This is a genomic window from Streptomyces sp. NBC_00885 (assembly GCF_045207475.1).
Taxonomy (GTDB): domain Bacteria; phylum Actinomycetota; class Actinomycetes; order Streptomycetales; family Streptomycetaceae; genus Streptomyces.
In genome coordinates, this window is the sequence record NZ_CP108796.1 from 3,383,704 (window position 1) to 3,403,643 (window position 19,940).

The following is a 19,940-nucleotide window of genomic DNA, read 5'->3' on the forward strand; positions in this document are numbered from 1 at the left end:
ACTCGCTGGAGTCGGTGGGTTCCGTTTCTTTGTTCGGGCAAGAACCCGATCGGGGAAAGCGGCTGTCCCTGGGCGGGGTGTTGCGGCAAGATCCTTGGATGGAGCGTGTACGTGACGTGGCCCTGCTGCCCAAGGCTCATCTGCATCTGCACTTCACCGGGTCGATGCGGCCCACCACCCTGCTGGAGCTCGCCGACAAGTACGGCGTTCATCTGCCCGATGCCCTGACCGGGGGCGAACCGCCCAAGCTGCGCGCGACCGACGAGCGCGGCTGGTTCCGTTTCCAGCGGCTCTACGACATGGCGCGGTCCTGTCTGCGCTCCCCCGAGGACATCCAGCGGCTGGTGCGTGAGGCGGCCGAGGAGGATGTCCGGGACGGTTCCGGCTGGCTGGAAATTCAGGTCGATCCGACCTCGTACGCCCCCATGCTGGGCGGGCTGATCCCGGCGCTGGAGATCATTCTGGACGCGGTGGAGTGCGCCTCGCGGGAGACCGGCCTCGGGATGCGGGTGCTGGTCGCGGCGAACCGTATGAAGCACCCCCTGGATGCCCGCACGCTGGCGCGGCTGGCGGTGCGCTATGCGGACCGTGGGGTTGTCGGCTTCGGCCTCTCCAACGACGAACGCCGGGGCATGGCACGGGACTTCGACCGCGCCTTCTCCATCGCGCGGGAGGGCGGTCTGCTGGCGGCGCCGCACGGCGGCGAGCTGACGGGACCCGCGTCCGTACGGGACTGCCTGGACGATCTGCACGCCTCGCGGATCGGCCACGGGGTACGGGCGGCGGAGGACCCTCGGCTGCTGCGGAAGCTGGCGGAGCGCGGGGTGACCTGCGAGGTGTGCCCCTCGTCGAATGTGGCGCTCGGCGTGTACGAGAAGCCCGCCGATGTGCCGCTGCGCACCCTGTACGACGCGGGAGTACCGATGGCGCTGGGGGCGGACGACCCGCTTCTCTTCGGCTCGCGGCTGGCCGCCCAGTACGAACTGGCACGCAGGCACCACGGCTTCACGGACGCCGAACTGGCCGAACTGGCACGCCAGTCGGTACGGGCGTCGGCGGCTCCGGACGAGATGAAGGACAAGCTGCTGGCGGGGATCGACAACTGGCTGGCTACCGGCTGATTCCGCGCAGCAGGGTGCGTGCGATGCCTGCGGCGAACTCGTCGAGGGGCTGCGGGGGCTTGCCTCCCTCCGTCATCTCGTAGGCGAAGGCACGCTGGGCGCAGGCGCCGAGAAGCAGCGAGGCGGCGGCATAGGTGTCCGCCTCGGCGCTGATACGGCCCGCTTGCTGCTCGGCCCGCAGATAGGCGTCCAGACCCTGGATCGGCCTGTGCGGTCCCGCGCCCATCTCACGCATGGCTTGCTCGTGGCGTCGCTTGAGCTGCGGCTCGGCGTAGAGCGAGGCGGCGATCGGGAAGGTCTGCTCGTAGAAGAGCGCGGCCTCGCGGGCGACCGCCGTGAGGTTCTCCTCGACGGGATGCTCCCCCGGCTCGGCGGTGAGGCCGGCGAGCAGCGGGCTCAGCTTGGGCAGCCGCTCTTTCAGGACGGCAATGAACAGTTCCTCCTTGCTCGCGAAGTTCTTGTAGAGCGCGGCCTCGGAGCAGCCTGCCGTCTTGGCGATCTCCTTGGTGGTGGTGCGGGCGAGGCCGAGGGTGAGCATGAGCTCGTGGGCGGCGTCGACGATGCGGGCGCGAGCCGGTTTCTGCATGGATCCTCCGACCGGGCTTGACGAGTGAGTGAGTACTTACCCACTCTAGAGGTGAGTGAATACTTACCCACCCGAGGAGGGTGCGCCATGAAGCTCACAGTTTTCGGTGCGACCGGCCAAATCGGTCAGGAGATCGTCACCCAGGCAGTGGCGGCGGGGCACGAGGTGACGGCGGTGGTGCGCGACCCGGCGCGGTTCACGATCACGGGTCCAGGCCTGCAGGTGTTCCAGGCGGACCTGAAGGAGGGCGAGTCGCTGCGCAAGGCGGTCGCCGGGCGGGACGCGGTCCTCTCGGGTCTTGGTGCACGCAGGCGTGGGGACGCCGGGGTCGCGGCCGCGCTGACGCGCTCGGTGCTCTGGGCGATGGAGGCGGAGGGCACACGCCGGCTGCTGGTGGTGAGCGCGGCCCCGCTCGGCCCGGTCCCCGAGCGCCAGCCGATGCTGGACCGCACGACGCTCGCGGTGATCAACACCTTGCTGAAGCCGGTGTACGACGACCTCCGTTCCATGGAGGAGGAGCTGGCGCGCAGCTCGACGGACTGGACCTCGGTACGCCCGCCACGGCTGCTGAACAAGCCGCTGACAGGCTCGTACCGGACGGTCGTGGGCGGCACTCCGCGCAGCGGCAGGACGATCGGCCGTGCGGATGTGGCCCACGCGATGCTGGGAATGATCGAGAACCCGGCGACGGTCAAGCAGGGTGTGGGCGTGGCGTACTAGCGGGGAACCGCCCGGGCGCGACGGCGCGGGCTCAGTCGCACTCGTCGCCTTTGCGGTCGACCAGTTGGTAGTTGATCTTCCAGTTCTTCTGGGGCTGGGGGATCTCGAGGAGAGCGGTGGTGCTGTCCACCTGGGTCATGTACGCGGCGAGGGGCCTTTCGTTCACCCAGTCCACCCGGACCCCGGACGACCAATTCTCGTCGGCCTTCCACCACCTGCCGCCGAAAGCCGCGTACTTCATCTCACACTCCTTGGTCATGGAGTACGGATACCTGGCACCTATAAGTGGCTTCTTCGGGCCCATCGGATAGGCGGGCTCGTCGGACAGCGCCCGCTGCGGTTCCTGCCCGATGCAGGGCACCTTTCCGGAGACGGGGTGGAAGGTCAGCCCGGACGGCCGGCCTTCGGCGGTCTCGAAGAGAGCGGTGTCCGCGGCTATCAGCGTCATGTATCCACTGTGGCGGTCGGCGCCGGGTACCCACAGGAAGGGCAGCAACCCGTCACGGGTGGACTCCCAGATGCGGCCGCCGAAGACGGCGAACCGCCGATTACAGACCTGGGACAGGTCGTACCGGTACCTGACCCGCTCCTCGGGCTTGGCAGGCCCGGTCGCCAAAGGGCCCCCCTTCTGCGGCGACAGGCTCTCCGTCTCCTTGCTCACCACACTGTCCGGCGCTCGGTCGCCGACAGAGAGCCGCACTCCCAGCCCCGCGCCGCCCGCAACCAGCAGCACTGCGCAGCCGGCGACCGCCACACGTCGGCGAGCCCGGGCCCGCTGTGCCTTCGCCAGGAATGCCTCCACCGCCGTCAGACCCCCGGCCTGACCACCACCCTCGGCCAGATCCTTCAGGCCCCGCCTCAGCACCTCTTCCTCGTCACTCACCGCGCGCCCCTTCCCGCATAGCCGGCCAGCGCACCCGCAGTACGCAGCCGCTCCAAGGCCCTGTTGGTACGGCTCTTGACCGTCCCGGGCGAACAGCCGAGCAGCTCGGCCGTCTGTTCCACCGACAGGTCCTCGTAGTAGCGCAGCACCACGACGGCTCGCTGGGCACGGGGCAGAGCCCCGAGCGCGCGGCCCAGTTCGAGCCTCGCCTCCGCGCTCCCGGCCATGTCGTGGCCGTCCGCCGCGCTCTCCGCTCCGGTGTGGGCGACCTCGCTGTGCCAGCGGCGCCTGCGCCAGGTCGCGAAGAGATTGACGACGGCCTTGCGGGCATACGCCTGAGGCGAGTCCCAGCCAGCCGACCGGCCCCAGTGCGTATAGACCCGTATCAGCGCGGTCTGCACGAGATCCTCGGCCGTGTGCGGATCACCCGTCAGCAGACGGGCGGTCCGCAACAGCGACACCTGTGACGCCGTCACGAAATCCGCGAATTCCGAATCGCGAGCCGAGCCGCCCTGACGCACTGGCGCTCCCCCCGAGCGGTGTGTGGTCCGAAGACCCTGTCACTCACTCGACAACCTGGGGAGCACGGCGGGTTCCATCGGCTTTTGCGGACCGATGCCTGCCTTGTCCAGGCTGGGCTGCAGGTCGGGAACAGGCCGGGCTACAGGCTGACGCCGACCGTCACCGGCTCGTTGACGAGCGTGACGCCGAAGGCCTTGCGCACGCCCGCCACGACCTCGCGTGCGAGCGCGAGCAGGTCCTCGGTGGTGGCCTCACCGCGGTTGGTGAGGGCGAGCGTGTGCTTGCTGGAGATCCGGGCCGGGCCGGTGCCGTACCCCTTGGTGAAGCCGGCCTTGTCGATCAGCCAGGCCGCCGAGGTCTTGGTGCGCCCCTCCCCCGCCGGGAAGGCGGGCGGCGCGACGTCGGGGCCGAGGCGGTCGTGGACCCGGGTGAGAAAGGTCTCGTACGCGGCCGGATCGAGGATCGGGTTGGTGAAGAAGGAGCCCGCCGACCATGTGTCGTGGTCCTCGGGGTCCAGGACCATGCCCTTGCCCGCGCGCAGTTTCAGTACGGTCCCGCGGGCGGCGGCCGCCGGGACACGGTCACCGGCCTCGACGCCGAGTGCGCGCGCGGTCTCGGCGTACTTGAGGGGCGCCGACAGACCGCCCGCGTCCTCCAGCTCGAAGCGGACCCGCAGGACGACATAGCGCTCGGGGTCCTGCTTGAAGCGGCTGTGGCGGTACGAGAAGGCGCACTCGGCGTTCGGGACGGTGACCGTTTCGCCGCTGCGGCGGTCGTAGGCCACGACCTCGGTGATGGTGCTGGATACTTCCTGGCCGTACGCGCCGACGTTCTGGATCGGCGTGGCACCGGCGGAGCCGGGGATGCCCGCCAGGCACTCGATGCCCGCGAGGCCCGCTTCCACGGTGCGGGCGACAGCGTCCGTCCAGACCTCGCCCGCGGCCAACTCCAGCGTGGTACCCGACAGTTCGAAGCCGCGGGTGGCGATGCGCAGCGCGGTGCCGTCGAATCCCTTGTCGCCGATGACCAGGTTGCTGCCGCCGCCGATGATCAGCAGCGGGGTGCCCGCGGCGTCCGCCTCCCGTACGACGGCGACCACCTCGTCGTCGGTGGTCGCCGTGACGAGGCGGGTCGCGGGGCCGCCGAGCCGGAAGGTGGTCAGGGGGGCGAGGGGGGCGTCGTGGAGTTCCTGCACGGGGACAAGGGTACGGTCCGTGGCTCCACCACTCGGGCGGGGCCACGGACCGGATGCGTAGGCCGCTGTCGTACAGATCACACGGCGACGGCTCACACGGCGACGGGTCACGCGTCGTCCGGTCACACCGCGACGGGCACGGACTGCTCGCCGGCCTCCGAACTCACCGGGGCGTCGGCCGGGGTCAGCCGGCGGCGGCCCGGGATCAGCAGGGCGACCAAGGCCGCGACGGCCACCGCGCCCGCGCCGATCCACAGCGCCGGGGCGGTGCCGTCGGTGAAGGCCTGGGGGGACTCGTAACTGCCCTGGGCGGCGAAGACCGCGCCGAGGACCGCGATACCGAGCGCTCCGCCGACCTCGCGCAGGGCGTTGTTCGCGCCTGACGCGACGCCTTGCTCGGCCGGACGGACGCTGGACATGACGACGCTGGCAGCCGGGGCGAAGTACAGCGCCATGCCGATGCCGCTGAGGATCAGTGCGGGCAGCTGCGCGGAGTACGACACACCCGGCTCCAGGACCAGCGCGAAGAGCGCCAGACCCACGGCCTGAAGGGCGAGGCCGGTGGCGACGACCGGGCGGCCGCCGATCTTGTCGGAGAGGTATCCGGCGATGGGCGCGACGATCAGCGGCATACCGGTCCAGGGGAGCATCCGCAGACCCGCCTCGGTGGGCGAGTACCCGGCGACGCCCTGCAGGAACTGGCTGAGCAGGAAGATCGAACCGAACATCCCCAGGAACATCAGCAGGCTCGCCGTATTGATACCGAAGAAGGCGCGGTTGCGGAAGAGCCGCATGGGGAGCATGGGGTTCTTGCTCGTCAGACCGTGCCGCACGAAGGCGGCCAGAAGGAGCGTGCCCAGGATCAGACCGGCCAGGATCGGGGTGCTGCTCCAGCCGTCGGCCTGACCGTTGACCAGGGCGTAGACGATCCCGAAGAGGCCGCCGCTGACGAGCAGGGTGCCGGGGATGTCGAGCCGGGCGTTGGGTGCGTACGACTCGTCCAGGCGCAGCCGGGCCAGCGGCAGCAGCGCCAGGCCTATCGGTACGTTCAGCCAGAAGATCCACTGCCAGGAGATGTGCTCGGTCAGGCTGCCGCCGATGAGTGGGCCGCTGGCGACGGCAAGGCCGGTGACGGCGCTGAAGATGCCGAGAGCCGCACCGCGCCGGGCGACCGGAACGGCCGCAGTGAGCAGGGTCAGGGTGAGCGGCATCATGATCGCCGCACCGACGCCCTGGACGGCACGGGCTGCGATGAGGGCGTCGATACCGGGTGCGAGGGCGGCCGCGGCGGAGGCGCCGGTGAAGACGGCCAGCCCCGCTATGAAAAGCCTGCGACGGCCGAAGCGGTCGCCGAGCGCGGCACCGAACATCAGCAGGACGGCGAAGGTGAGCGTATACGCGCTCACCGTCCATTCCAGGTCCTCCAGTGCGCCTCCGAGGTCCTTGCGGATGGAGGGGAGGGCGGTGGTGACGACGAGGTTGTCGAGGGCCGCCATGAAGCCGGCGACGCTGGTGATGACGAGTGCCCAGGCGGCGCTGCCGCGGCGGGCCGTGCTCTGTTCCATGACTTTCCCCTGATGTTAGTTATTGATGACTAACTTTCGTAGGCAGAGAAACGCGCTCATCCATTACGCGCGAGGGCTTACTCCGCCACCGGAATCTTGGACCCGTCGAAGGCCGACCAGACCCGATGCCCCTTCGGGAAGCCGAGCGACGCAAGGACGTTGATGAGCATTCCGTAGGACAGGAAGTACGTGGTCTCCTTCACATCGGCGCCGAGGGCAAGATGCGAGAAGTCCCAGAGCTTCTCCCACTCGGCCCGGATCGCCTCGCCGAACTCGTGGTCCCCGGCCGCCTCGGCCGAGGCCACGGCGACGTACACCTGCATCTGCATGAGCAGCCTGTCGGGATCCTCGGCCAGCAGCCGCTTGTACGCGGTCCCCATCGCCAGGTGCACATCTTCCGGCGCCACGTCGCGCGCGGCGTCGGCCATTGCCTCGCGAGTCTGATCCAGACAGCGGGTCGCCGCCGCAAGGAAGAGCTCCTGCTTGTTCTTGAACAGCCGGAAGAGATACGGCTGCGACACCCCGACCCGCTTGGCGATCGCCTCGGTGGAGGTGCCGTCGTAGCCGCCTCGCGCGAACTCGGTGATCGCTGCGCGGATGACGCTCTCGCGTCGCTCTTCTGCGCTCATTCTGACCATGAGAACTAAGTTAGTGGCCAATCACTAACAAGTCAAGAGGCGACTGAAAGACGGAGGCAGGGCAAGGGGAAGCGGGGTAAGGGACACCCCGCATGGAGGGGTGCCCCTTACTCATCGCCGTACCGTTCGGGACTCATCGCCGTACCGCCCGGCGCGGCCCTCAGGAGAGCTGCACCACGGCGCGGGACATGCTCAGTACCTTCTGCCCCTCGCTCATCACCGTCACGTCGACCTGGACGCGGTTGTCGTCCAGCTTCGCCGCGACCTTGCCGCTGACCTCGATCAGCGCACCCTTCTCGTCATTCGGGACGACGACGGGCTTGGTGAAGCGGACGCCGTACTCGACGACCGCGCCCGGGTCGCCGGCCCAGTCCGTGACGACACGTACCGCCTCGGCCATGGTGAACATGCCGTGCGCGATCACATCGGGAAGTCCCACCTCCGTGGCGAACTTCTCATTCCAGTGGATCGGGTTGAAGTCGCCCGAGGCGCCCGCGTACTGCACCAGTGTCGCCCGCGTCACGGGAAAACTCTGCGCCGGAAGCTCGGTGCCCACCTCGACGTCCGCGTAAGAGATCTTCGCAGCCATCACGCCTCCTCGGCAGCGCGCGCCACCAGCTTGGTCCACGCAGTCACGACATGTGCGCCGGCCTCGTCGCGCACCTCGCCACGGATGTCCACAACATCGTTGCCCGCAAGGGACTTGATGGACTCAATGGTCGAGGTGACGGCGAGCCTGTCCCCCGCGCCGACCGGGCGGGTGTAGGCGAACTTCTGCTCGCGATGCACCACGCGGTCGTAGTCGAGCCCCAACTGCGGGTCCTGAATAACCTGTTCAGCAGCTTTGAAAGTGATCGCGAAGGCGAAAGTCGGCGGCGCGATCACATCGGAGTGGCCGAGCGCCCTGGCGGCATCCGGGTCGGTGTACGCGGGATTGGCGTCGCCCACCGCCTCGGCGAACTCGCGGATCTTTTCCCGGCCTACCTCATAAGGCGAGGTGGGCGGATAAGTCCGCCCCACGAAGGACTGGTCGAGCGCCATGGACTGGCTCCCTCCTGACAGATGGACCTCAACAAACGACACGAGGCCGCCCCCGAGTCGGGGGCGGCCTCGTATACGAGCCTGATTAGCGCGTTTCGCGGTGCGCCGTGTGCGAGTTGCAGCGCGGGCAGTGCTTCTTCATCTCAAGACGGTCCGGGTTGTTACGCCGGTTCTTCTTGGTGATGTAGTTCCGCTCCTTGCACTCCACGCAGGCCAGCGTGATCTTCGGGCGGACGTCGGTGGCAGCCACGTGAGTGCTCCTTGGACGGACGGATGAACGGATGAACGCATAAAAGAGTAGCCGATCGGAGGACCGACCCCACAATCGGCTACTGTGTGTAGCGGTGACCGGACTTGAACCGGTGACACAGCGATTATGAGCCGCTTGCTCTACCGACTGAGCTACACCGCTGCGATACCGGATCTCCTCACCCGGAGGTGAGGATCCCCGACATCAGAGCCCCAATACGGAATCGAACCGTAGACCTTCTCCTTACCATGGAGACGCTCTACCGACTGAGCTATTGGGGCGAGCGATGAAGACATTACACGGTCGGTCGCCGATCGCCCAAATCCGTTTCGGCGCCCTCCGCAGGGCATGAGCCCCGTGCGTCCCGTACGCCACTCGTGGCCACACCGGTACGACTATTGCGCTCCTCCTCGAAGCGCGCTCGGCGCGCCCCTAGGCTCGACTCACGCTGCGTGATCTTGTCTTTGTGATCTTGTTTTCCGTCACGCCGCCCGAGCCCCACCGCCCCACCCAGGAGCGCGATGCCCGACAGCCAGCCGCAGCCACCCGACGGCGCCACGGCGGACACCACCGCGCTGCTGCTCTGCGACGCCCGGCTCACCGACGGCCGCACCGTGGACGTACGGCTCAGCGGCGGACGCATCGAGGCCGTCGGCACCGCGGGCAGCCTCACCCCGCACGCCACCCGCGTCGACCTGAGCGGCTATCTGCTGCTGCCCGCCCCGGCCGATCCGCACACCCATGGGGACACGGCACTGACCGCCGACTCCCTGGGACCCGTTTCGTACGACACCGAGGACGTCCAGCGGCGTGCCACCGAGGCCGCCCTGCTGCAGTTGGGACACGGGGCGACCGCGCTGCGCTCGCACGTCCGGATCGGGGATGTGCACGCGCTCGGCCCGCTGGAGGCGGTGCTCCAGGCACGGCGCGCGCTGCGCGGCCTCGCGGATCTGACAGCTGTTGCCGTGCCGCGGCTGCTCACGGGCGTCGCGGGAGCCGACGGCCTGGCGATGCTGCGGGATGCGGTGAAGATGGGCGCCGGGGTGGTGGGAGGCTGCCCGGACACCGACCCCGATCCGACCGGGTACGCGGAGGCCGTGCTCGAAGTCGCCGCCGAACACGGCTGCCCCGTCGACCTGCACACCCACGGCGACGATCCCGCCCGGCTCGCCCGACTCGCCGCGATGGCGGGCGGACTGCGGCCCGGCGTCGCGATCGGACCGTGCGCGGGGCTCGCCCGGCTGCCGCGCGAGGTGGCGTCGAGGGCGGCCGACCAGCTGGCCGCGGCCGGGGTCACGGTGGTCTGTGTGCCTCAGGGCGGCTGCGGGGCCGTCGAGCTGCGGGGCAACGCGCCGGTGCGCCTGCTGCGAGCCGCCGGGGTGCGGGTCGCGGCGGGCAGCGGGGCTCTGCGCGACGTCTCGAATCCGGTGGGCCGCGGCGATCCTTTGGAGGCCGCGTATCTGCTGGCTTCTCAGGGCGGGATGGCGGCGCGTGAGGCGTACGGGACGGTGGCGGGCGTCGCGCGGCAGGCGATGGGACTGCCGGAGGTACGGGTCGAGGCAGGCTTCCCCGCCGAGCTGCTTGCGGTGCGCGGCGAGCGGATCTCGGGGGTCCTGTCGCTCGCGTACAGCCGGATCGTGATTCACCGCGGCCGGGTGGTGGCCCGGACCAGCGCGGTACGGGAGTACTGCGACTCGGCGGCCGCGGTCGCCCTCGAACTGCCCCGGCAGGGGCGGCCGGACACCTGCCCCTGAGGTCTGCGCTTCGCGTCTAAGCGTGATGTCGCAGACGGTGAGTCCCTGAGCGAGCAGGGCGCTTCGGACGTACCGTCGTAGGCATGCGCATTGTCATCGCTGGAGGACACGGTCAGATCGCACTCCGCCTCGAACGGCTGCTGTCGGCGGGCGGCCACGAGGTCGCCGGCATCATCCGCAGACCTGAGCAAGGCGACGACCTGCGTGCGGCCGGTGCCGAACCGGTCCTGCTCGACCTGGAGTCGGCCTCGGCCGAGGAGGTCGCCGCCGCGCTTCAGGGCGCCGGCGCCGCCGTCTTCGCGGCGGGCGCGGGTCCGGGCAGCGGCAAGGCGCGCAAGGACACGGTGGACCGGGGCGCGGCGGTGCTGTTCGCGGACGCGGCCGAACGGGCAGGCGTACGGCGGTACATCGTGGTCTCCTCGATGGGTGCGGACGCACAGCACGCGGGCGACAGCGAGTTCGACGTGTACCTGAGGGCGAAGGGCGCGGCGGACGACGACGTACGGTCCAGGCGAGGCCTCGCCTGGACGATTGTGCGGCCGGGCTCACTGACGAACGACGCAGGCACCGGTCTCGTACAGCTGAAGGCGTCGACAGGCCGCGGGATGGTGCCGCGTGACGATGTGGCAGCGGTGCTCGCGGAGTTGGTGGAGACGCCGGCGACGGCGGGGCTGACCCTGGAGCTGATCAGCGGCTCGGTGCCGGTGACGGTCGCGGTGAAGGACGTCGCCGGAAACTGAGCCCGCGGGCGATGTGGTCCGCGTTTCCGGCTGGCTGACCGGCCGCGGAGCTCGCCGGTGCCCTCTTCTTCCGCTTCAACAGCGTCGACATCGAAGGGGAGTCGGAGGTCGAGGCGGGCATCCCCGTCGTGTCCATGCCGGAGCCCGACGGCGATATCGGCGTCGCCGTGCTGCCTCGCGGCCGCTATGTGACGGTCACCCATGCCGGCCATCCCGACCAGCTGTTCGGGGTCATCACGGCGGTACGGGAATGGGCGGAACGGGAGGGTCTGGAGTGGGACATGACGGTGGTCGACGGCGCTGAGCGCCGGGCCTGCCGCCTGGAGTCGTGTCTGACCGACCCCCGCGTCGAGCCGGACCCGTCCAAGTGGGAGATCGAGCTCGCGTTCCGTCTGGCCGACTGAGGGCGACGGTGATCACGCTCGGCGAGGGCCGGCAGGGGTGTCGGCCGTCCGGACGGGGAGGCCTGCAGTCCGGGGGGTCTGCCGTCCGCCGGTGCCTGCCCTGGGACACGCGTATACGACGATGGCCCCCGGTCCGCGTTTCCGCAGATCGGGGGCCATCTTCATCACGTGGCGGCGCCAGGATTCGAACCTGGGTAGGCAGAGCCGACGGATTTACAGTCCGTTCCCATTGGCCACTCGGGCACACCGCCATGGGATGTCGCCGTGAAAGTCACCCGCTGTGGGGTGGTGCTCCGTGGCAACGACGTAAACGATACCCGATGCCCGGGGGTGCTCCGCCACCGGATTGATCAGCCCTCGGGACGGGTCCGGGTGGCTAGGCTTGCGGGTGCGGTCCGGGACTCCGGCCGCGCCTCCACGCACCCGATACAAGGAGCCACAGGACATGGCCGACTCCAGTTTCGACATCGTCTCGAAGGTCGAGCGGCAGGAGGTCGACAACGCCCTCAACCAGGCCGCGAAGGAGATCTCCCAGCGCTACGACTTCAAGAACGTCGGGGCTTCGATCGCCTGGTCCGGCGAGAAGATCCTTATGCAGGCCAACTCCGAGGAGCGCGTCGCCGCCATCCTCGATGTCTTCCAGACCAAGCTGGTCAAGCGCGGGATCTCGCTGAAGGCACTGGACGCGGGCGAGCCCCAGCTGTCCGGCAAGGAGTACAAGATCTTCGCCTCGATCGAGGAAGGCATCTCCCAGGAGAACGCCAAGAAGGTCGCGAAGATCATCCGCGACGAGGGCCCGAAGGGCGTCAAGGCGCAGGTCCAGGGCGACGAACTGCGGGTCAGCTCGAAGAGCCGGGACGACCTGCAGGCCGTACAGACGCTGCTGAAGGGCCAGGATTTCGAGTTCGCGCTGCAGTTCGTGAACTACCGCTGATTCCGGCGGCGTATGCCTGGCGACCGGGGGCGGAGCGGCTCGGCCGCCCGCCCTCGCCCCGTGTGGCGGGGGCGGGGCGCGTCGGCCGGGCGTGATGTCCGAATACCGCCAGCTTCGGCGGAGCGGGGGTCGCAGACTCGTAGGCGTACGGCGCAGGACACGCTGCGAGGAAAGGAACGGGCCATGACCGCCAGGACGGTCTACACGACCATCGACAGCCCGCTGGGCGAACTGCTGCTGGTCGGCGAGGAGTCCCCCACGGCGAAGGGCGGCACCGCACTCGCCTCACTGTCGCTGCCCGGCCAGAAGGGCGCGGCCGTCGTACGGGACGGTTGGCGGCGCGACCCTGCGGCCTTCGAGGAAATCGGCAGGCAGATCGGCGCGTACTTCGAGGGCCGGCTGACCCACTTCGAGATCGAGTACGTGGACGGCGGGACCGAGTTCCAGCGCCGGGTGTGGCAGGCGCTGGAAGAGATTCCGTACGGCGCGACGGCAACGTACGGGCAGATCGCCCAACAGGTCGGCACCTCGGCTGCGGGGGTACGCGCGGTGGGGACCGCGATCGGGCGCAATCCCCTGCTCGTGGTGCGGCCGTGTCACCGGGTGATCGGCGCGGACGGCACCCTGCGCGGATACGCGGGCGGGCTGGAGCGCAAGCAGCGGCTGCTCGGGCTCGAGGGCGTGCGCGAGGGCGTGCCGACGCCGTGAGGGGTGAGGCACTGTTCCCCAGGGAGCGGGCGGTGATCGCCCCTGGGGCGGTGCATGTGCCGGGGTGGCTGGCGGTGGAGCGACAGCGGGAACTGGTGGAGGCATGCCGCTCCTGGGCTCTCGGCCCGGTCCCGATCCGCCACACCGTGCTCCCGGGTGGCGGTGTGATGTCCGTGCAGACCGTGTGCGTCGGCTGGCACTGGCAGCCGTACCGGTACAGCCGCACGGCGGACGATGTGAACGGCGCCCGGGTCGCCGAATTCCCTGACTGGCTTGTGGAGTTGGGGCGGTCGGCCCTTGTCGCGGCGTACGGGGAGGACGAGGCGGATCAGGCGTACGCCCCCGACACCGCCCTGATCAACTTCTATGACGGTGCGGCGCGGATGGGAATGCACCAGGACAAGGAAGAGCGCTCCGGTGCTCCGGTGGTGTCCCTGAGCATCGGCGACGCTTGCGTCTTCCGGTTCGGGAACACCGAGACGCGGGGGCGGCCGTACACGGATGTGGAGCTGGCGTCCGGGGACCTGTTCGTCTTCGGCGGACCCACACGCTTCGCGTACCACGGGGTGCCGAAGGTGTACCCGGGCACGGCCGACCCGGCGACGGGCATGAGCAGTGGACGGCTGAACATCACCCTGCGGGAGACCGGTCTGCCGGGCTGAGCAGGCGCGGCGGGTGCTGGGCGAGTACTGCGGGCGTCAGCGCGAGCGCGAGTGGCCGAACAGGATCCGGTAGACGATCAGCAGCACGAGCGCGCCGCCGATGGCTGCGGCCCAAGTCGCCCCGTCGTAGAACTCGTTGGTGATGGGCCGGTCGAGGTACCGGGCCGATATCCAGCCGCCGATGAACGCTCCTGCCACACCTATCAGCGTGGTGCCGATCAGGCCCCCCGGGTCGCGGCCCGGGAGCAGGATCTTGGCTATGGCGCCGGCGAGCAGCCCGAGAATGATCCAGCTGATGATGCCCATGCCGTGAACCTGCCTTTCGTACGGTGTTGCTCGTGCTCTCAAGGACGTCGGGGGGACTGAGCGTGGTTGCGGAGATCAGTAGGGTCGTCACATGACACCGGAACTGCGGCGGTCCCTGGGAGTCTTCGACGCGGTCGTGATCGGGCTGGGGTCGATGATCGGCGCGGGCATCTTCGTGGCACTCGGTCCCGCCGCCCGTGCTGCCGGTTCGGGGCTGCTGCTGGGGCTGGCCATGGCGGCCGTGATCGCGTACTGCAATGCCATGTCGTCGGCACGGCTCGCCGCCCGCTATCCGGCTTCCGGCGGGACGTATGTGTACGGGCGGGAGCGGCTCGGCGAGTTCTGGGGCTATCTGGCGGGCTGGGCGTTTGTCGTCGGGAAGACCGCTTCGTGCGCGGCGATGGCTCTGACGGTCGGGGCGTATGCCTGGCCGGACCAGGCGCACGCGGTCGCTGTCGCCGCGGTGGTGGCGCTGACTGCCGTGAACTATGGGGGCGTTCAGAAGTCGGCGTGGCTGACGCGGGCGATCGTGGCGGTGGTACTGGCGGTTCTGGCTGCGGTCGTCGTCGTCTCCCTCGGCTCGGACTCGGCGGACTTCGATCGGCTGGACGTGGGCGCGGACGCTTCGGCCGGCGGCGTACTCCAGGCGGCGGGGCTTCTCTTCTTCGCGTTCGCGGGGTACGCCCGGATCGCCACGCTGGGCGAGGAGGTGAAGGATCCCGCTCGTACGATTCCGCGTGCCGTGCCGCTGGCGCTGGGCATCGCGCTGGTGGTCTATGTATGCGTGGCGGTATCGGTCCTTTCTGTGCTGGGGGCCGGGGAGTTGGGCAGGGCGACGGCTCCGCTCGCCGACGCCGTGCGAGCTGCGGGTGCTCAGTGGCTGACGCCCGTGGTGCGGGTGGGGGCCGCGGTGGCGGCGCTCGGGTCTTTGCTCGCGCTGATTCTCGGCGTCTCACGGACGACGCTTGCGATGGCCCGGGACGGTCATCTGCCGGGCGCGCTGGCCGCCGTACACCCCCGTTTCCAGGTGCCGCACCGCGCGGAACTCTCGGTGGGCGCTGTCGTCGCCGTGGTGGCGGCGACGGCGGATGTGCGCGGGGCGATCGGCTTCTCGTCGTTCGGAGTGCTGGTGTACTACGCCATTGCTAACGCCTCGGCATGGACGCTGAGTTCCGAATCGGATGGGGATACGCCCGTTCGAGTGACGCAGGCACGAGCGACGACGGTACGGGTGACCGCGGGCCTCGGGCTCGCCGGGTGCCTCGTGCTGGCCTTCGCTCTCCCGGCGCTCTCGGTGGCGGCGGGCGCAGCGGTTCTGGCCGTGGGCGTCGTGGTGTACGCGGTACGCCGAAGGGGTTAGGGGGGCGTCTTCCCCTAGCGCACTGCGAACGGCTGGTCCGTGCGGACGATCTCCTTGCCGAAGGGCAGCAGCGAGACCGGGATCAGCTTGAAGTTGGCGATGCCCAGCGGGATGCCGATGATCGTGATGCACAGCGCGATGCCTGTGACGATATGGCCGAGCGCCAGCCACCAGCCGGCGAGGACCAGCCACAGCACATTGCCGACGCAGGACGGCGCTCCGGCATCACGGCGTTCGACGACGGTGTAGCCGAAGGGCCAGAGGGCGTACACGCCGATGCGGAACGCGGCCAGACCGAAGGGGATGCCGATGATCGTGATGCACAGCACGAGTCCCGCAACCATGTAGCTGAGGAACATCCAGAAGCCGCACAGCACGAGCCAGATGACGTTCAGGATAGTTTTCACGGGCGACGACCTGCCATTTGCTCGAGTCGGGCAATGCGCTCCGCCATGGGCGGGTGTGTCGAGAACATCCTGGAGAGGCCCCGTCCCGGGCGAAACGGATTCGCGATCATCATATGACTCGCGGTCTCGAGGCGCGGCTCGGGCGGCAGCGGCAACTGCTTCGTACCGGCGTCGAGTTTGCGCAGGGCGCTCGCGAGGGCGAGCGGATCACCCGTGAGCTGGGCGCCCGAGGCGTCCGCCTCGTACTCCCGCGAACGGCTGACGGCCAACTGGATCACCGAAGCGGCCAGCGGACCGAGGATCAAGACCAGCAGCATGCCGATGAGGCCGGGGCCTTCGTCGTCGTCGGAGCGGCCTATGGGGATCAGCCAGGCGAAGTTCACCAGAAACATCACCACCGAGGCGAGCGCGCCCGCGACGGAGGAGATCAGGATGTCGCGGTTGTAGACATGGCTCAGCTCGTGGCCGATGACGCCGCGCAGCTCACGCTCGTCGAGAATCTGCAGGATTCCCTCGGTGCAGCACACCGCGGCATTGCGCGGGTTCCGCCCGGTGGCGAAGGCGTTGGGTGCCTGGGTCGGCGAGATGTACAGGCGGGGCATGGGCTGACGGGCGGCGGTGGAGAGCTCACGGACCAGGCGGTACAGCGCGGGCGCCTCGAATTCGCTGACGGGACGGGCGCGCATGGCCCGCAGTGCCAGCTTGTCGCTGTTCCAGTAGGCGTACGCGTTGGTGCCGAGCGCCACGAAGAGCGCGACGATCAGGCCCGTACGGCCGAAGAAACTGCCGATGACGAGGATGAGAGCGGACAGTCCCCCGAGGAGTACGGCGGTCTTCAGCCCGTTGTGCCGGCGGTGCACGGTACGCCCTCCAAGTGGTGCCGCAGGGGAACCCTTCGCGTGATGGTGCTCCACTCACCAGTGGACCCTTCTGTACAGGTCAACGCCAGGCGAGGGACGCTAGTTCCCTTGTGCTCCGGCCCTTGGAGTGGGCCGTTCGGGTGTCGCTCAGAACAGGTTGGTCGCCGCGAAGCGGAGCACCAGTTGGGGATAGCCGGACAGGACGACGCCGACGACGGCGGTGAGGACGATGGCCACGGTGACCGGGGCCGGGGCGCGCCTTCCGGCCGCAGCTGCTGCCTCGCCGCCCGCCTCGGCGCTCTGTGTGGCTGCCTCCGCGGCCCCTTCGGGGGCGCGGAAGAGGATCGCGGTCCACTGCAGGTAGTAGTACAGGGCGATCACGACATTGATGGCCATGACGACGGCCAGCCAGCCCAGGCCCGCGTCGACGGCCGAGGAGAAGACGGTCACCTTCGCGAACAGGCCGATGATGCCGGGCGGCAGACCTGCCAGGCAGAGCAGGAAGAAGCCCATGGCGAGGGCGGTGAAAGGGCGGGTGGCGTAGAGGCCGCGGTAGTCGGAGATCCGGTTGAGCGGCCGGGTACGGGCGACGACCGCCGCCACGGCGAAGGCTCCGAGGTTCACGATTCCGTACATCAGGGCGTACGCGACGGTCGCGCCGATCTGGTCGTCGCTGGAGTACGCGGCGGCCGCGATCGGCACCAGGAGGTACCCGGCCTGCGCCACGGAGGACCAGGCCAGCAGGCGTACCGCGCTCCACGCGCGCGTGGCCGACTGGCGCAGCGCCGCGACATTGCCCGCGGTCATGGTGAGACCCGCGAGGACAGCCATGGCCGGGCCCCAGACATCCGCGTATCCGGGGAAAGCGATGACCGTCACCAGGATGAGGCCGGAGAAGCCAACGGCCTTTCCGACGACGGAGAGATACGCGGCGACGGGCAGCGGGGCGCCGACATAGGTGTCGGGGACCCAGAAGTGGAAAGGAACCGCGGCCGTCTTGAAGGCGAAGCCGACGAGGGTCAGCGCGACGCCCACCTTGGCGAGACTGTCCAGCTGGCCGGGGACCTCGTCGAGCTCGGTCGCGATCTGGGTGAGGTGCAGGGTCCCCGTCGTGGCGTACACAAAGCTGACGCCCAGCAGCATCACGGCGGTCGCGGTGACCGAGGACAGGAAGAACTTCAGGGCCGCTTCACTGGAGAGCCGGTCGCCGCGCCTGAGGCCGACGAGCGCGAAGGCCGGCAGGGATGCGACCTCGAGGGCGACGACCAGGGTGGCCAGGTCGCGCGAGGCGGGCAGCAGTGCCGCACCGGCCGCCGAGGAGAGCAGCAGGAACCAGAACTCCCCTGCGGGGAGCTTCTTGCGGGTGTCGTGGAGCGAGAGCAGAGCGGTGAGCAGGGCGCCACCGAGCACGAGGAGCTGGATCACGAGCGTGAAGCGGTCGGCGGTGTAACTGCACGCGTCCGCGTCGGTCGTGAGGCAGAACGTCGCGCGGTTGCCCTTGCGCAGCGGCACGAGGGTGATCAGCGCGGCGACAAGACCGGCGATCGCGAGGGCCCCGAGCAGCGGCTTGCGCTTCTCGGGCACGAACAGGTCGGCGACCAGGACGATCAGAGCCACCGTGGCGGTGATGGTGGGCGGCGCGATCGTGAGCCAGTCGACGGACTGGACGAGGCTGGTGACGCTGTCGGCTGCCACGGTCACGACTTGCCTCCTGCGAGGAGCTTCTGCACGGCCGGGTCGGTGAGGCCGAGGAGGACGGCGGGCCACAGTCCGGCGAGGACGGTGAGGGCGACGAGCGGGGACCAGGCCGCGAATTCGTAGCTCTGGACATCGGTGAGCGGCTTCACGAACTGCTCCTCCTGCCCCGTCTGCCCCTCCGGTCGCAGCGCGCCCATGCAGACGCGGCGTACGACGACGAGGAGGTACGCCGCGGTGAGCAGGGTGCCGAAGCCGGCGATCGCCATGAACGTGAGGAAGGCAGGGCGGCTCAGACCCTCGGCGGGATCGAACGCGCCGAACAGCGCCAGCATTTCGCCCCAGAACCCGGCGAGGCCGGGCAGGCCGAGCGAGGCGACGGCGGCGAAGGCGAGGAGGCCGCCGAGGCGCGGGGCCCGGCCGTAGAGGGCTGCCCCGGTGGCACCGGAGAGGGTGTCGAGGTCGGCGGTGCCGTAGCGGTCTTTCAGGGCGCCGACCAGGAAGAAGAGCAGACCCGTGATCAGGCCGTGCGCGATGTTGGCGAAGAGCGCGCCGTTGACGCCGGTGGGGGTCATCGTCGCGATGCCGAGGAGCACGAAGCCCATGTGCCCGACGGAGGAGTACGCGATCAGGCGCTTGAGGTCGCCGCCCGCGCCCTGCTTGGCGAGGGCGAGGCAGGCCAGGGATCCGTAGATGATGCCGACGACGGCGAAGGCGGCGAGATACGGCGCGAAGGTCTGCATGCCTTCGGGCGCGATGGGCAGCACGATGCGGACAAACCCGTACGTACCCATCTTCAGCAGTACGCCGGCGAGGAGGACGGAGCCGACGGTCGGTGCGGCGGTGTGCGCGTCCGGCAACCAGCTGTGCAACGGCCACATCGGGGTCTTCACGGCCAGCCCGAGCCCGATCGCCAAAGCGGCGATGACCTGCGTGGATGCGGTCAGCCCACGGCCGTTGTCAGTGGCGAGTGCCACCATGTCGAATGTGCCGGTCTTCAGCCCGATCAGCAGCAGGCCGAGCAGCATGACGACAGAGCCGAGCAGCGTGTAGAGGATGAACTTCCAGGCGGCGGGCTGCCGCTCCTCGCCGCCCCAGCGGGCGATGAGGAAGTACATCGGGATGAGCACCATCTCGAAGGCCAGGAAGAAGAGCAGCAGGTCGAGGACGGCGAAGGTCGCGAGAGTCCCGGATTCCAGGACGAGCAGCAGCGCGACGAAGCCCTTCGGGGACGGGCCCGAAGGCATCTTGTAGTAGCTGTACAGCGCGCACAGGAAGGTCAGCAGCGCCGTAAGGACCAGAAGGGGGAGGGAAATGCCGTCGACGCCGAAGTGGATCCGCACATCGAGTGCCGGGATCCAGCTGATGTCCGTCGTGGCCTGCATCTTCGACGGGTGGTCGTGGTCGAAGCCGATGGCGAGCACGATCGCCGCCGCGAGGATCGCGCCGGTGAAGGTCACGCCGTGGCGCAGGACCGCCTGGTCCGGGCTCTTGCCGCGCAGCCCGGGCGGGGCGGGCAGGAGCGCGGCCCCGGCCCCGATGAGCGGGCCGACGACGATGCACGCGAGAAGGAACTGCATCACGGACTC

Annotated in this window: 22 protein-coding genes, 3 tRNA genes and 1 pseudogene; 9 read left to right on the forward strand and 17 right to left on the reverse strand. The window is 69.4% G+C overall.

Annotation, left to right across the window (positions count from 1 at the left end; translation table 11 throughout):
• The first annotated feature begins 98 nt into the window (after window positions 1-98).
• Window positions 99-1,121: an adenosine deaminase gene (locus OHA61_RS15040; RefSeq protein ID WP_406303449.1), complete on the forward strand. Its 1,023-nt coding sequence runs from the start codon at window positions 99-101 to the stop codon at window positions 1,119-1,121.
• Here OHA61_RS15040 and OHA61_RS15045 read toward each other — a convergent pair.
• The gene (locus OHA61_RS15045) at window positions 1,111-1,707 is read right to left on the reverse strand and encodes a TetR/AcrR family transcriptional regulator (protein WP_324989468.1); all 597 of its coding nucleotides are present in this window, start codon (window positions 1,705-1,707) and stop codon (window positions 1,111-1,113) included. The genes OHA61_RS15040 and OHA61_RS15045 overlap by 11 nt on opposite strands.
• Before the next feature lie 87 nt (window positions 1,708-1,794).
• On the opposite strand from OHA61_RS15045, the gene OHA61_RS15050 reads away from it, so the two are divergent.
• The gene (locus OHA61_RS15050; RefSeq protein WP_406303450.1) at window positions 1,795-2,427 is read left to right on the forward strand and encodes an NAD(P)-dependent oxidoreductase; all 633 of its coding nucleotides are present in this window, start codon (window positions 1,795-1,797) and stop codon (window positions 2,425-2,427) included.
• Between the two features lie 31 nt (window positions 2,428-2,458).
• Here the strand turns inward: OHA61_RS15050 and OHA61_RS15055 are convergent, their stop codons facing one another.
• The 10 genes from OHA61_RS15055 to OHA61_RS15100 all read right to left on the reverse strand — a co-directional run bounded on the left by OHA61_RS15055 (window position 2,459) and on the right by OHA61_RS15100 (window position 8,802).
• Window positions 2,459-3,310 (reverse strand): hypothetical protein, encoded by an 852-nt coding sequence (locus tag OHA61_RS15055; RefSeq protein WP_406303451.1) that lies wholly within the window; start codon window positions 3,308-3,310, stop codon window positions 2,459-2,461.
• On the reverse strand, window positions 3,307-3,831 hold the full coding sequence (locus OHA61_RS15060; RefSeq protein WP_361904183.1) for a SigE family RNA polymerase sigma factor: 525 nt from the start codon (window positions 3,829-3,831) through the stop codon (window positions 3,307-3,309). The genes OHA61_RS15055 and OHA61_RS15060 overlap by 4 nt, the downstream gene beginning before the upstream one ends.
• A gap of 140 nt (window positions 3,832-3,971) precedes the next feature.
• Entirely contained in the window at window positions 3,972-5,027 is a 1,056-nt protein-coding gene (locus OHA61_RS15065) for a UDP-N-acetylmuramate dehydrogenase (protein WP_406303452.1), read from the reverse strand.
• 122 nt (window positions 5,028-5,149) lie between these two features.
• A complete protein-coding gene (locus OHA61_RS15070) occupies window positions 5,150-6,592 on the reverse strand; it encodes a DHA2 family efflux MFS transporter permease subunit (protein ID WP_406303453.1) in 1,443 nt (480 codons plus the stop codon).
• Window positions 6,593-6,669: 77 nt separating this feature from the next.
• Window positions 6,670-7,230 (reverse strand): TetR/AcrR family transcriptional regulator, encoded by a 561-nt coding sequence (locus tag OHA61_RS15075; protein WP_406303454.1) that lies wholly within the window; start codon window positions 7,228-7,230, stop codon window positions 6,670-6,672.
• A gap of 160 nt (window positions 7,231-7,390) precedes the next feature.
• Window positions 7,391-7,819: a MaoC family dehydratase gene (locus OHA61_RS15080; protein ID WP_324990307.1), complete on the reverse strand. Its 429-nt coding sequence runs from the start codon at window positions 7,817-7,819 to the stop codon at window positions 7,391-7,393.
• Complete coding sequence (locus tag OHA61_RS15085) at window positions 7,819-8,271, reverse strand: MaoC family dehydratase N-terminal domain-containing protein (protein WP_328671534.1); 453 nt, start codon at window positions 8,269-8,271, stop codon at window positions 7,819-7,821. The genes OHA61_RS15080 and OHA61_RS15085 overlap by 1 nt, the downstream gene beginning before the upstream one ends.
• A gap of 85 nt (window positions 8,272-8,356) precedes the next feature.
• A complete protein-coding gene (rpmG, locus tag OHA61_RS15090; RefSeq protein WP_003956487.1) occupies window positions 8,357-8,521 on the reverse strand; it encodes a 50S ribosomal protein L33 in 165 nt (54 codons plus the stop codon).
• Between the two features lie 89 nt (window positions 8,522-8,610).
• Window positions 8,611-8,683: transfer RNA gene (locus tag OHA61_RS15095), tRNA-Met, on the reverse strand.
• Between the two features lie 46 nt (window positions 8,684-8,729).
• Window positions 8,730-8,802, reverse strand: a tRNA-Thr gene (locus OHA61_RS15100).
• Window positions 8,803-9,042: 240 nt separating this feature from the next.
• Here OHA61_RS15100 and OHA61_RS15105 point away from each other — a divergent pair.
• From OHA61_RS15105 to OHA61_RS15115, 3 genes and pseudogenes are all read left to right on the forward strand, one after another.
• Window positions 9,043-10,275, forward strand: coding sequence for an amidohydrolase family protein (locus OHA61_RS15105; RefSeq protein ID WP_389373857.1), 1,233 nt, complete (start codon window positions 9,043-9,045; stop codon window positions 10,273-10,275).
• An 83-nt stretch (window positions 10,276-10,358) separates the two neighbouring features.
• Window positions 10,359-11,015 carry an NAD(P)H-binding protein gene (locus OHA61_RS15110; RefSeq protein ID WP_406303456.1) on the forward strand — a complete coding sequence of 219 codons (657 nt, stop codon included), beginning with the start codon at window positions 10,359-10,361 and terminating at the stop codon, window positions 11,013-11,015.
• A gap of 86 nt (window positions 11,016-11,101) precedes the next feature.
• Window positions 11,102-11,419, forward strand: a pseudogene (locus tag OHA61_RS15115) (GyrI-like domain-containing protein); the annotation flags it as partial.
• Window positions 11,420-11,588: 169 nt separating this feature from the next.
• Here OHA61_RS15115 and OHA61_RS15120 read toward each other — a convergent pair.
• Window positions 11,589-11,670 (reverse strand) — tRNA-Tyr (locus OHA61_RS15120).
• 194 nt (window positions 11,671-11,864) lie between these two features.
• On the opposite strand from OHA61_RS15120, the gene OHA61_RS15125 reads away from it, so the two are divergent.
• The 3 genes from OHA61_RS15125 to OHA61_RS15135 all read left to right on the forward strand — a co-directional run bounded on the left by OHA61_RS15125 (window position 11,865) and on the right by OHA61_RS15135 (window position 13,723).
• Window positions 11,865-12,353, forward strand: a complete 489-nt coding sequence (locus OHA61_RS15125) for a YajQ family cyclic di-GMP-binding protein (protein WP_406303457.1) — start codon at window positions 11,865-11,867, stop codon at window positions 12,351-12,353.
• A gap of 183 nt (window positions 12,354-12,536) precedes the next feature.
• Window positions 12,537-13,061, forward strand: coding sequence for a methylated-DNA--[protein]-cysteine S-methyltransferase (locus tag OHA61_RS15130; protein WP_406303458.1), 525 nt, complete (start codon window positions 12,537-12,539; stop codon window positions 13,059-13,061).
• 32 nt (window positions 13,062-13,093) lie between these two features.
• Window positions 13,094-13,723 (forward strand): alpha-ketoglutarate-dependent dioxygenase AlkB family protein, encoded by a 630-nt coding sequence (locus OHA61_RS15135; protein ID WP_406303459.1) that lies wholly within the window; start codon window positions 13,094-13,096, stop codon window positions 13,721-13,723.
• A 36-nt stretch (window positions 13,724-13,759) separates the two neighbouring features.
• On the opposite strand, the gene OHA61_RS15140 is transcribed toward OHA61_RS15135, so the two are convergent.
• The gene (locus OHA61_RS15140; RefSeq protein ID WP_324985422.1) at window positions 13,760-14,029 is read right to left on the reverse strand and encodes a GlsB/YeaQ/YmgE family stress response membrane protein; all 270 of its coding nucleotides are present in this window, start codon (window positions 14,027-14,029) and stop codon (window positions 13,760-13,762) included.
• Window positions 14,030-14,120: 91 nt separating this feature from the next.
• Here OHA61_RS15140 and OHA61_RS15145 point away from each other — a divergent pair, with 91 nt between their 5' ends.
• Window positions 14,121-15,389, forward strand: a complete 1,269-nt coding sequence (locus OHA61_RS15145) for an APC family permease (protein ID WP_406303460.1) — start codon at window positions 14,121-14,123, stop codon at window positions 15,387-15,389.
• A 14-nt stretch (window positions 15,390-15,403) separates the two neighbouring features.
• Here the strand turns inward: OHA61_RS15145 and OHA61_RS15150 are convergent, their stop codons facing one another.
• The 4 genes from OHA61_RS15150 to OHA61_RS15165 all read right to left on the reverse strand — a co-directional run bounded on the left by OHA61_RS15150 (window position 15,404) and on the right by OHA61_RS15165 (window position 19,931).
• The gene (locus OHA61_RS15150; protein WP_406303461.1) at window positions 15,404-15,796 is read right to left on the reverse strand and encodes a YccF domain-containing protein; all 393 of its coding nucleotides are present in this window, start codon (window positions 15,794-15,796) and stop codon (window positions 15,404-15,406) included.
• Window positions 15,793-16,656 carry a zinc metalloprotease HtpX gene (gene htpX, locus OHA61_RS15155; RefSeq protein WP_324985414.1) on the reverse strand — a complete coding sequence of 288 codons (864 nt, stop codon included), beginning with the start codon at window positions 16,654-16,656 and terminating at the stop codon, window positions 15,793-15,795. Before htpX ends, OHA61_RS15150 begins: the two co-directional genes overlap by 4 nt.
• Before the next feature lie 147 nt (window positions 16,657-16,803).
• Window positions 16,804-18,357: an NADH-quinone oxidoreductase subunit N gene (locus OHA61_RS15160; protein ID WP_406303462.1), complete on the reverse strand. Its 1,554-nt coding sequence runs from the start codon at window positions 18,355-18,357 to the stop codon at window positions 16,804-16,806.
• The gene (locus OHA61_RS15165) at window positions 18,354-19,931 is read right to left on the reverse strand and encodes a NuoM family protein (protein WP_406307367.1); all 1,578 of its coding nucleotides are present in this window, start codon (window positions 19,929-19,931) and stop codon (window positions 18,354-18,356) included. Before OHA61_RS15165 ends, OHA61_RS15160 begins: the two co-directional genes overlap by 4 nt.
• Window positions 19,932-19,940 lie beyond the last annotated feature (9 nt).